Source organism: Kitasatospora sp. NPDC059146, assembly GCF_042786665.1.
In the GTDB taxonomy this organism is placed as follows: Bacteria; Actinomycetota; Actinomycetes; order Streptomycetales; family Streptomycetaceae; genus Kitasatospora.
Map to the genome: position 1 here is coordinate 1 of NZ_JBHZCY010000201.1, position 11,005 is coordinate 11,005.

At 75.8% G+C, this 11,005-nt stretch carries 8 protein-coding genes and 2 pseudogenes; 3 read left to right on the plus strand and 7 right to left on the minus strand.

What is annotated here, in order from left to right; genetic code table 11:
* Nucleotides 1-569, plus strand: a pseudogene (locus ACFXPX_RS41940) (homoserine dehydrogenase); the annotation flags it as partial.
* 47 nt (nt 570-616) lie between these two features.
* On the plus strand, nt 617-1,909 hold the full coding sequence (locus ACFXPX_RS41945) for an MFS transporter (protein WP_380522302.1): 1,293 nt from the start codon (nt 617-619) through the stop codon (nt 1,907-1,909).
* Here the strand turns inward: ACFXPX_RS41945 and ACFXPX_RS41950 are convergent.
* From ACFXPX_RS41950 to ACFXPX_RS41960, 3 genes and pseudogenes are all read right to left on the minus strand, one after another.
* A complete protein-coding gene (locus ACFXPX_RS41950; RefSeq protein ID WP_380644961.1) occupies nt 1,896-3,554 on the minus strand; it encodes an FAD-binding oxidoreductase in 1,659 nt (552 codons plus the stop codon). The two genes, ACFXPX_RS41945 and ACFXPX_RS41950, sit on opposite strands and share 14 nt — an antisense overlap.
* Nucleotides 3,551-4,534, minus strand: coding sequence for an alpha-N-acetylglucosaminidase C-terminal domain-containing protein (locus ACFXPX_RS41955; protein ID WP_380644963.1), 984 nt, complete (start codon nt 4,532-4,534; stop codon nt 3,551-3,553). Before ACFXPX_RS41955 ends, ACFXPX_RS41950 begins: the two co-directional genes overlap by 4 nt.
* Nucleotides 4,532-5,815, minus strand: a pseudogene (locus tag ACFXPX_RS41960) (alpha-N-acetylglucosaminidase); the annotation flags it as partial. The gene ACFXPX_RS41955 and the pseudogene ACFXPX_RS41960, both read right to left, overlap by 3 nt.
* A gap of 147 nt (nt 5,816-5,962) precedes the next feature.
* Between ACFXPX_RS41960 and ACFXPX_RS41965 the strand changes: the two are divergent.
* A complete protein-coding gene (locus ACFXPX_RS41965; protein WP_380522296.1) occupies nt 5,963-6,778 on the plus strand; it encodes an alpha/beta fold hydrolase in 816 nt (271 codons plus the stop codon).
* 49 nt (nt 6,779-6,827) lie between these two features.
* Here ACFXPX_RS41965 and ACFXPX_RS41970 read toward each other — a convergent pair whose 3' ends face one another.
* The 4 genes from ACFXPX_RS41970 to ACFXPX_RS41985 form a co-directional block, all read right to left on the minus strand.
* Nucleotides 6,828-7,193 carry a DUF488 domain-containing protein gene (locus tag ACFXPX_RS41970; RefSeq protein WP_380522294.1) on the minus strand — a complete coding sequence of 122 codons (366 nt, stop codon included), beginning with the start codon at nt 7,191-7,193 and terminating at the stop codon, nt 6,828-6,830.
* A gap of 38 nt (nt 7,194-7,231) precedes the next feature.
* Nucleotides 7,232-7,717 carry a nucleoside deaminase gene (locus ACFXPX_RS41975; RefSeq protein WP_380522291.1) on the minus strand — a complete coding sequence of 162 codons (486 nt, stop codon included), beginning with the start codon at nt 7,715-7,717 and terminating at the stop codon, nt 7,232-7,234.
* Between the two features lie 144 nt (nt 7,718-7,861).
* On the minus strand, nt 7,862-9,448 hold the full coding sequence (locus ACFXPX_RS41980; protein WP_380644962.1) for an AMP-binding protein: 1,587 nt from the start codon (nt 9,446-9,448) through the stop codon (nt 7,862-7,864).
* 187 nt (nt 9,449-9,635) lie between these two features.
* Complete coding sequence (locus ACFXPX_RS41985) at nt 9,636-10,760, minus strand: RCC1 domain-containing protein (RefSeq protein ID WP_380522286.1); 1,125 nt, start codon at nt 10,758-10,760, stop codon at nt 9,636-9,638.
* Between the last annotated feature and the right edge of the window lie 245 nt (nt 10,761-11,005).

The window sequence follows — 11,005 nt, forward strand, 5'->3', positions numbered from 1 at the left end:
TCCCGACGGCCGACCTGGCGCGCACGGGGGTGCGGGGCCTCGGCTGCCGGACGGTCCGGGCCTGCCCCAACGGGACGGCCACCTTCGTGCTCGACCGCCTGGCCGCGGGCGACTCCCTCGACCGGGCGGTCGGCGAGGCCCAGCGGCTCGGCATCGCCGAGGCCGATCCCTCGGCCGACCTCTCGGGCGCCGACGCCGCCACCAAGGTGCGGCTGCTCGCGGCCCTGCTGTGGGGCTGGGACCCGTCGGCCGTGCGCGTCGACGCGGTGGCGGTGGACGCCGGGACGGGCGCGGCGGCGCTGGCCGCGGCCGCCGAGGGGCGCCGGCTGCGGGCGGTGGCGAGTGCGAGCGCGGACCGCCCGCTGGTGGTCGAGGTCCGCCTGGAGCCGACCGCGCCGGGCGACCCGCTGTACGCGCTGACCGGCCCGGAGAAGGCGGTCGTCTACGGCTGCCCCGAGGCCGGGGACATCACGGTGAGCGGCGGCCGGTCCAGCCCGCTCGGCGCGGCGCTCGCGATGCTGCGGGACACTCTTGACGTCACGGCGCCCCGCAGGCACGGCTTCGGCTGAGCCGCGCGGAGCCCTGCGCCGGTCCTCGTGGCGATCGTGGAGGCGTTGTGGGTAACGATCCAGCGGCCCGGCGGGCGGCCAAACAGACCGGCGACAGGGACGGCGACGGCGCGGGCATGCGGCCGTGGCGGTTCGTGGTGTGGTTCGGCATCGTCAGCCTGCTCGCTGACTTCGTCTACGAGGGCGCCCGTTCCGTCACCGGCCCGCTGCTGGCCTCGCTCGGTGCCTCGGCGACGCTGGTCGGCGTGGTGACCGGCGCGGGGGAGGCGGCGGCGCTGGTCCCGCGCCTGCTGTCCGGGCCGCTCGCCGACCGCACCGGCCGGTTCTGGGCGCTGGCGATCGGCGGCTACGCGCTCACCGTCGCCGCCGTGCCGCTGCTCGGCGTGGCTGGCTCGCTGGGGGCGGCCTGCACCCTGGTGATCGCCGAGCGGGTCGGCAAGGCGGTCCGCTCACCGGCCAAGGACACCCTGCTCTCGCACGCCACCGCCGCCACCGGCCGGGGCCGGGGCTTCGCCGTCCACGAGGCCCTCGACCAGGTCGGCGCGGTGATCGGCCCGCTCATCGTGGCCGCCGTGCTCGCGGCCACCGGCGGCTACGGGCCCGCGCTCGGCGTGCTGGCCGCCCCGGGCGTGGCGGCCCTCGGCCTGCTGTGGTGGCTGCGCTCCCGGGTGCCCGACCCGTCCCGCTACGAGTCGGCGCGGCCCGCCCGACCCCCGGTGCCCCAAGCCCCTGCCCGAGCCTCAGTTCCGTCCCCGTCCCCGTCCCCGGCGCCCGTCCGCCCACCGCTGCCCCGCGCCTTCTGGGCGTACGCGGCGTTCACCGCGGCGACCATGACCGGCTTCACCACCTACGGCGTGCTCTCCTTCCACCTCGTCCGGCACCACCTGCTCACCGCCTCCGCCGTACCGGTGCTGTACGCCGGGACGATGCTCGCCGGCGCGCTGGCGAGCCTGGTCACCGGCTGGCTGTACGACCGGATCGGCCCGCGCACCCTGGTGGCGCTGCCCGTGCTGGCCGCGGCCGTGCCCCCGCTGGGCTTCGCCGACGCGGTGGCGCCCGCCGCGGCCGGCGCGCTGTTGTGGGGTGCCGCGCTGGGCGTCCAGGAGTCGACCCTGCGGGCGGTGGTCGCCGACCTCGTCCCCGCGCCGCGCCGGGCGACCGCCTACGGGGTGTTCGCCGCCGTGGTCGGCCTCGCCACGCTGGCCGGCGGGGCGCTCACCGGCGCGCTCTCCGCGGTGTCCGTCCCGGCGCTGGTCGTCACCGTGGCCGCCGTCCAGGCCGCCGCCCTGGTGCTGCTCGCCACGGTCCGCCCGGGGCGCGGCCGGATCACGCCGGGGTGACGGCCTGGGGGAAGGTGAAGAGGCCGTCCGGGTCGTAGGCGCGCTTGACCCGCCGCAGCCGGTCGAGGTTGCCGCCGTAGTACGCCTGCGCCCAGTCGGTCAGCCGCGGGTCGGGGTAGTTCTGGTACGCCTCGCCGCTCGCGTACGGGCGCATGGCGCTCCAGACGTCCTCCAGCCAGGCCTGGGACTGCTCCACCCCGGGCCCCGAACCGGCGCCGGGAGACGGATAGTTGGCGATGTACTGGGCCGCGAACAGGGCGCCGCGGTGGACGAAGGCGGTGTCCCCGGGGGCCACCCGGCCGACGGCGCCGCCCAGCGCGTCGAAGGCGACCGAGGCGCTGCCGCCCTGCGGCGTCGTCCGCGCGTACCGGTCCACGGCGGCCACCAGGGCCGCGATCCCGGCCGCGCCGATCGGCCGGGTGTAGAAGTCGGACCGGGCCGCGTACGACACCCTGGTCAGCCGGCCGTCGGGGTTCCGGCCCGGCAGACTGCCCGGCAGGTGGGCGGCGGCCTCCGACCAGCCGGCCACCCCGCCCATCTCCTTCATGGTGTCCAGGAACGGCGCGGTGTGCAGCGAGGCGGTGGCCGGCGCGACGGCCAAGCGGTCGACCAGGTCGGCGAGTTCGCCCTGCGAACCGAGCAGGTTGACGGTGCTGGTGAGGCGCAGCCTGCCGTCCGGCCAGGTGTCCAGGTGGAGGTTGGCCCAGAGCTCGTCCGGTGCGCCGGCCACCCAGGCCTGCCAGGCCGCGACCACCGACCCGGCGGCCGACCACGGCCAGGAGAGGAAGCCGTACGCGCAGCTTACCGCCGGGTGGGTGCGGAAGGTGAAGGAGGTGACCACGCCGAAGTTGCCGCCGCCACCGCCGCGCAGCGCCCAGAACAGGTCGGCGTCGGCGCCCGCCGCCACCTGCCGGATCCGGCCGTCCGCCGTCACGACCTCTGCGCCGGTCAGGTTGTCGCAGGTCAGCCCGTACGCCCGGCAGGTGACGCCGATGCCGCCGCCCAGGGCCAGCCCGGCCACGCCGACGCTCGGGCAGGAACCGGCCGGGACGGTCACGCCGTCGGCCGCCAGCCCGGCGTACACGTCGATCAGCCGCGCGCCCGCCCCGACCGTCGCCGAGCCGCCGGTCGCCGGGCCGCCCGAACCGCTGACCTCCGCCATCGCGCCGACGTCCAGCACCATCCCGCTGCCCGAGGACCAGCCCGCGTAGCTGTGGCCGCCGCTGCGCACCGCGACCGGGACGGCGTGCCGGCGGGCGAAGGCCAGGCAGGTGGCGACGTCCTGGGAGGAGGCCGGGTAGACGATCCCGGCGGGGTGGAGGTCGTCGAACTGCGGCTGGTAGAGCCGGCTCGCGTCCTGGTAGCGGGCGTCCTGCGGGCCGATGACGGCGCCGCCGAGGTCCTTGGCGAGCGCGGCCCAGTCGGCCGGGCCGGCCGGGGTGGGGCTCGCGCTGCTCGGCCGGGGCGTCGGCGACCCGGTGGAGGCCGAGGCGGGCGGGGACGGTCCGGCGGCCGGCCCGCCGCAGGCCCCGAGCGCCGTCGCCAGCGACGCGGCCAGGGGCGCGGCGGCGAGCCGCAGCACCCGCCGGCTCTCCGGCCGGTCCGGCCCGGCCGGGGGGTTCGGTGCCGCTTCGCTCCCGCTCATTCCCGCCCCTCGCTCCCGGCCGTGGCCCGTGCCCGCACGGTACCCGCAGGCGCCGGGGCCGTGGGCCGACTTGGGCCAACCATGGGGTGGTTCGCGGCGACGGCGGCCGCCGCCTCGACCGGGTCGCCGACCGGGGTGGTCGGATCGGGGGCGGTGGAGTGCGCCCAGGCGTCGTCCAGGGCGAAGAAGTCGACCGGCACCGGCCGGGTGCGCTGGGTCAGGGCGTCGTCCAGGGAGGCGAAGTAGGCCGCCCAGCGCTTCGCGTAGAGGCCCGAGACGAGGCCGGACCACTCGCGGGCGGCGTAGTCGTGCAGGCCGCCGTCCTCCGACTCGGCGCGGGTGCCGCCCCAGGTGGTGAGGAGCGAGCGGGCGTCGTACCGGAGCCGGTCCCGTTCGGCGGGGGCCGCGGCCCAGTCCGGCACCCGGGCGAGCCAACTGCCGACCAGGAAGCGGGAGTCCGTCGCCGTCACCCGTTCCAGCTCGGCCTCGGCGGCGGTCCACCGGCCCACCAGCGAGCGGAACGCCCCCAAGTCCCCTCCTGTGTAGGCCCGTTCGATCAGCGGCAGCAGGCGGCGGCTCTCGTCGGCGAGGGCCTGCCGGGCGAGGTTGACCAGGTCGAAGCGGTAGGCGTCGGTGCCGCGCCGCTCCGGTGCGGCCCGCAGCAGGCCGTCCAGGGCCGCGCGCACCGTGGCCGGGTCGAAGCGCGTCCTCGGCGGCGACCAGGACCCGGAGGTGGCGGCGGTCAGCGAGGGGCGCGCGGTGAACAGCCCGTCCTGCGGCTCGCTCCACCCGTCGGACGGCATGCCGTACGGGCCGTCGCGCAGCTGTGCCCAGGCCGCCGCCGCACCGGTGTCGGCGCCGCCGTAGCGGGCGGTCGCGTACGCGGTGAACCAGGCGGCCCGGTCGATCTCGGCGGGCGACCAGGCGAGGTCGGCGAAGAGCGCGAGCGCCGCCGGGTCGCTGCCGGTGCCCTCGGGCATGAAGGCGATGCCGCTCAGCGCGCTGCCGGGCGCGGTGCGCCACCGGTGGAAGCGGCCGGTCCAGACGCCGGTGTTGGCGCCGAAGGTGGTCTTGCCGCCGAAGTTGGGGATGGTGCCGAAGGCGTACGGGGTGCCGTTCCAGTCGCCCTCGCGGTCCAGGCCGTCGTAGCGGTCGGAGAGGCCGTCGACGATCAGCATCCGGCGGCGGTCCACCCCGGCGAGCAGCGCGGCCGTCGGATTGTGCTCCCAGCCGAGGACGGCCCAGACCGCGCCGGGGTGGGCGGTCAGCAGCGCGCGCTGGATCGCGCCGGCCGCGGCGGGGACGTCGACGCCGCCCGCGGTGCCGCCCTCGTGCAGGGGGTCCATCTTGTACATCGCGCTGTCGCCGAACACCTCGCGCTGGGCGGTGTAGTAGGCCTCGGCGACGCGGGCGAACAGCGGGTCGGTCGGGTCGAGCCAGGAGTCCCGGGCGAAGGCCGTCCAGGTGCCCTGGGGCACGACGGCGGCGCCGGGGTTGCGCGCGGCGAAGTCGGCCGGGACGGTGCCGAAGTAGCCGGGCAGGACCGGGGTCATGCCGAGCGCCCGCAGCTGCTCGCAGACCCGGCGGCCGACGGCGGTACGGGCGGCGACCAGGTGCTCGGAGACCGGGCCGCCGAAGCCGGACATGTTCTGCAGCAGCCACCAGGGCTGGTGCGCGGGCGCCGGGATCCAGGCGCGCAGCTCGGCCGAGGAGTAGCCGAACCGCTAGAGCGCCCGGTGGTAGGGCTGCTCGGCGCCGACGGTGACCAGCACCTCGTCGAAGCCGTGCAGCGCGAGCACGTCGATCTCGTGCTGGTACTCGGCGAAGCCGCGGTAGGCCCCGGAGTAGCCGGCGTCGGTGTCGTTGAGCGCGTAGCGGTGCGGGACGACGGCGGAGCCGGTGTGGGCGGCGGGCACCGGCGGCAGCACCGGCGGGAGCGTCGCGGTGCTGTCGCCCGGTAGGCCGATGTCGGCGTGGGCGACGGTGCGCAGGTACCAGCCGACGCCCGCCAGCAGGGTGGCCGGGGAGGTGCCCCGCACCCGGATCGCGCCCGCCGTGCCGGACACGGTGAAGGCGTCGGCGCCGTCGGCCGGCCGGGCCCCGGCCGTCAGCTCGAACTGGGCGGCACGCCCGGGCAGCAGCCGCCCGAGCGCGGCCCGCGCGGGCGCGGTGTCGAAGGCCGCCGGGGCGGCGTCCGGGGCCGGTCCGACCGCCGACGCGACGGCGGCGCACACCAGGAGCATGGGGAGCAGTACGGGCATGCGACCGACGGTCGCACCCGCGCACCCGCCCGCCGCCCCCGGCTCGCGGGCCCTCACCCGGATGAGCCGTGGCCACCTGGTTGCCGTCGGTGCGGCGCGATGACTGAATGGAGCGGGGGGCGGATCCCAGTGGTGAGGAGCGGGACCATGCCGAAGGTCCGGGTGAACGGCGTCGACCTCCACTACGAGCTGACGGGCGTGGGCGATCCGCTCGTCCTGGTGCACGGCTCCTGGGCCGACCACACCCACTGGGACCTCGTCCGGCCGCCCCTGGCCGAGCGCTACCGCGTCCTGGTCTACGACCGGCGCGGGCACAGCCGGAGCGAACGCCCGCCCGGGCCCGGCTCCCGGACGGAGGACGAGGACGACCTCGCCGCCCTCGTGCAGGCCCTCGACCTGGCGCCGGCGCACATCGCGGGCAACTCCTTCGGCGCCTCGACGGCCCTGGGCCTGGCCGTCCGCCGCCCCGAGCTGTTCCGTACGCTCATCGCCCACGAGCCGCCGCTGATGGCGATCGTGCCCCCGGAGCCGGACCTGCTGCCCGTGATGCGGGCGGTGGAGCGGCGGATCGACTCCGTGCTGGCGCACCTGCGCGCGGGCGAGACCCGCGAGGGCGCGCGGCAGTTCGTGGACGAGGTCGCCTTCGGGCCGGGGACGTGGGAGCGGCTGCCGCTGGAGGTCCGGGACACCCTCCTCACCAACGCCCCCACCTTCCTCGACGAACAGCAGGACCCGGGCTGGCCGCTGCTCGACCTCGCCGGGCTGTCCGCGTACCCGGGCCCGTCCCTGCTCACCGTGGGCACCGAGAGCCCGCCCTGGTTCCCCGCGATCGTCGCCCGGCTGGCGCGGGCGCTGCCCCGGGCGCAGGTCCGGGCCCTGACCGGGGCCGGCCACACCCCGCACGTCACCCACCCGGCCGAGTACGTGCGGACGGTGAGCGGCTTCATCGAGGCGCACCGCTGACCGGGGGCGCGCGGCAGGGCGCGGGTCAGAGCGCGGGTCAGGGCGCAGCTCAGGGCCCGGGCTCCGCCAGCCATCCGGCCAGTACGGCGGCCTGGCTGTGGTCGACGTCCCTGGTGGCGGTCAGCAGGGTGAGCGCGTCCTGGGCGGCGAGTTCCCGCAGGTGGCCGGCGGCCTCCCGGTGCCCGGCGTCGCGCAGCTCGGCGAGGTAGCGGCGGCGGAACTCGGCGAAGCGCTCCGGGTCGTGGCCGTACCAGGTGCGCAGTTCCGTCGAGGGGGCGACGTCGCGCAGCCACTCGTCCAGGCGGGCGTCCGCCTTCGTCATGCCGCGCGGCCAGATCCGGTCCACCAGGACCCGCCGGCCGTCCTGCGGCGAGGGTTCCTCGTAGATCCGCCGGTAGGCGATCCGTGCGGTCATGTCCGGTCCTCCCGGGTGGGTGGGGGGCGTGGCCGCCGCTACCCCCAGTAGCCGACGTGCACCGCGGAGGCCTCCTCGAAGAGGAACGGCCCCGACGCCTCCACCGTGCTGCCGCCGGCCGCGAAGACCGCGCGGCACGGCAGGTCGAGCACCGGCTCGTCCGGGTCCACGCCCGCGATCGCGTTCAGTTCGGTCGCGGCGAGCGCGTAGACGACCCGGCGGATGCCGCTCCAGTGGATCGCCCCGGCGCACATCGCGCACGGCTCGGTGCTGGAGTAGAGCACGGCGTCGGCGAGCTGGTGCGGGGCCAGGGTGCGGGAGGCCTGCCGGACCAGGTTGATCTCGGCGTGGGCGGTCACGTCGTGGTCGGTCAGGACGGTGTTCTCGGCGGTGAGCAGGACCTTCCCGTCGGGGCCGGTGAGCAGCGCGCCGAAGGGGTGGTTGCCGTGCGCCCGGGCGGAGGCGGCGAGCTCGATGGCGGCGAGCAGGTGCTCGGGGGAGTGGTCGGGGGACTGGTCGGCCATGGGGGTCTCCTCGGGCGGTGCGGACGGGGACGGAGGACAAACCTATGCCGCCGGGCGGGCGACGCCGTAGCCGCTCGCCTCCGTCCCCCGACCAGTCTCACCCCGCCGGTGCCGGGCCGCCCCGGCACCGGCGGTCACGGGCGGCTACGAGGCCGCGGGCGTGGCCCGGCTCCGGAGCTCCTTCTTGTCCGGCTTGCCGGTGTCGGTGAGGGGCAGCGCGTCCGTGAAGTCGACGACGTCGGGCACGTACATCTCGCCGCGGCCGTCGAGCACCGCGGCCCGCAGCTCCCGCGCCGTGACCGCCACCCCGGGGACGGGCACCACGGTGACGTGGATGCGTTCGTGGCCGCCCTCGCCGCGTACCCCGTAGACGGCGCACTGCCGCACGCCCGGGTGGGTGTGCAGGAAGTCCTCCAGCTCGGTGGTGTACACGTGGCCGCCGACGACGGCGATCATGTCCTTGATCCGGTCGACGACGGCGAGGTAGCCGTGCTCGTCGAGCCGGCCGAGGTCGCCGGTGTGCACCCAGCCGTCCCGCAGCACCTCGGCGGTGAGCTCCGGGTTCTTCCAGTAGCCCTCCATCGCGTTCTCGGACCGGACGCAGATCTCCCCGACCTCGCCGACCGGGAGCGCCTCGCCGGCCTCGTCGCGGATCTCCACCTCGACGCCGTCGACCGGACGGCCGGCCGTGCGCAGCAGGTCGAGGCGGTCGGGGTCGTGCTCGTCGGCGGGCAGCACGCTGACGATCCCGGCCTCGAACTGGCCGTAGGCCTGCTGGAAGACCCGGCCGAAGCGGCGGACCGCCTCGGCCATGCGCACCGGCGAGGAGGGCGTGCCCCCGTAGGTGATCTGCCGGAGGGCGGAGATGTCGGTGGCCGCCGCGTCGGGGTGGTCCAGCACCTGGTAGAGCAGCGGGGGCAGCAGGAAGAGGTCGGTGATGCGTTCGCGGGCGAGGGTGGCCAGCACCTCGCCGGGGTCGAAGGCGTAGTGGAGGACGACGGTGCCGCCGGTGGCGAGGGTGCCGTCGGCGATGAAGCCGGCCGCGTGTGACAGCGGCGTGCACACCAGGTCCCGCCGCCGCTCCCCGGTGATCAGCGCGGCGAGCCAGTTGCCCTGCATGCGGGCGAAGCTGCTGCGGATGCCCTTGGGGTGGCCGGTGGTGCCGCCGGAGTGGCGGATGAAGCACAGGTCCTCCGGCCGGGCGGCACTGGCCAGCGGCGCGTCCGACCGGCCGTCGGCCAGCGCGAGGAGGTCCTCGCCCAGCTCCGGCGCCGCCTCGTCGTTCTCGCCGAGGACGAGGACGTGCTTGACCGGCACGGCCGCGGCGAGGGCCGCGCCGCGCTCCGCGAGGCGGGGGTCGACGATGAAGGCGTAGGTCTCGACGTCGGCCATGATCCGGGCCTGGACGTCGGTGCCCAGCCGGATGTACAGGTGGTTGAAGTGCGCACCCAGGAGGTTGACCGCGTAGCGGACCGCGACGGTCTCCGGGATGTTCCCGCACAGCAGGGTCACCGTGCGGCCGCGCTCCACGCCCCGCTCGCGCAGGGCGCGGGCGAGCCGGTAGACGAGGGAGCGGAACTCCGCGGCCCCGAGCCGGCGTTCGCCGCTGACCAGCACCTCCTGCCCCGGTTCGTCCGACAGTCCGTCGAGGACGATCTCCACGTAGTTGCGGAACTCGTGGTCACCGCCGTCGCCGGCGGGGTCGGCCGGGCGTACCTCGGGGGTGCTCATCGCTGCTGGTCTCCTTGTGAGTTCGGACGCAGTGGACGCCCCGGAGGCGGGGCGCCTTGTGCACGGATGGTTGTCCGTCCTCCATCAACTACCCAGGCCCGGGCGGTTCTACCGGCCGCCGGGGGTGTACTGGGTGCGCTGATCGGGCGGCCCGGCCTCGGCGTTGGGCGCCGAGGCCGGACGCGGGTCAGTTGGCGACGCTGAAGTCGCCGCCGACCGCGGCGGCGATCTTGTCCACGCCGGTCAGCGCGGTGAGCGAGGTCACCGGGGTGGAGCTCTCCGTGGTGGTGCCGTTGGCCAGCTGGCCGGAGCCGTTGGCGCCCCAGGAGCGCACGGTGTTGTCGCCGAGCAGGACGATGGTGTGCTCACGGCCGCCGTCGACGAGTTGGACGCCGGTCAGGCCGGGGACGGGGACGGGGGTGATCCGGTAGTCGGTGGTGCCGTCGCCGATCTGGCCGGAGGTGTTCTGGCCCCAGGCCTTGAGCTTGTTGTCGCTGTCGGTGACGGCCAGGCTGTGGTTGCCACCGGCGGCGATGCGGGAGACCCCGCCGAGCCAGATGCCCTGGGTGTCGACCGGGGTGTAGCGGTTGACGGTGCTGTTGTCGCCGAGCTGTCCGGTGGCGTTGTAGCCCCAGGCCTTGACCGCGTTGCCGCTGGTGGGCTTCGTGCCGCCGCTCGGCGGGCCGATCAGGGCCAGGTTGTGGTTGGCCCCGGCGGCGATCAGGGTGACACCAGTCAGGTCGCTGACCGGGGACGGGACGTTGCGGCTGGCCGAAGTGCCGTCGCCCAGCTGGCCGTTGATGTTGTAGCCCCAGGCCCAGACGGTGCCGTCCTCGCGCAGTGCGAGGCTGTGGTTGAGGCCGCCCGCGATCGCGATCACCTTGTTGAGGCCCTCGACCCGCACGGGCACGCTGCTGTCGGTGTTGGTGCCGTTGCCCAGCTGGCCGTAGTTGTTCTTCCCCCAGGCCACCACGGTCCGGTCGGCCAGCAGGGCGAGGCTGTGCGAGCCGCCCGCGGCGATGTCGGTGGCGTTGGAGAGGTTGACCACCTGGCCGGGCGCGTTGTGGCTGAACACCGAACCGTCGCCCAGCTGGCCGGAGTCGTTGGAGCCCCAGGACTGGACCGTACGGTCGGTCAGCAGCGCCAGGCCGTGGCCGTTGGTGGGGCCGGTGCCACCGGCGGCGATCCTCACCACCTCGGCGCTGGTCAGGCCCAGCACGGTGGTGGCGGTGGTGCGGAAGTCCGTCCAGGTGCCGTCGCCGAGCTGGCCGGAGCGGTTGTTGCCCCAGGCCTTGAGTCGCTTCTCCGCCACGTCGTTCTCCTCATGGGTGTGCTGTCGGTGGACACCTGCGGTCGCATCCTCGGTGACAGCCGGGCGGGACGGGGTTTCGAAGTTCGATCTTCACTCGAACGGGCGGTCTTCTGCCGATTGCCCGGATTTCAGTGCTTCGAGATGCCTGGACCGTTGCCCCCTGGCCCGGCACGCCCCCGCGCCGCCGGCGGTCCGTGGTCGCGCAGCTCGGTAAGTACCGCCCAGGCCACCGACACCACCGGTAC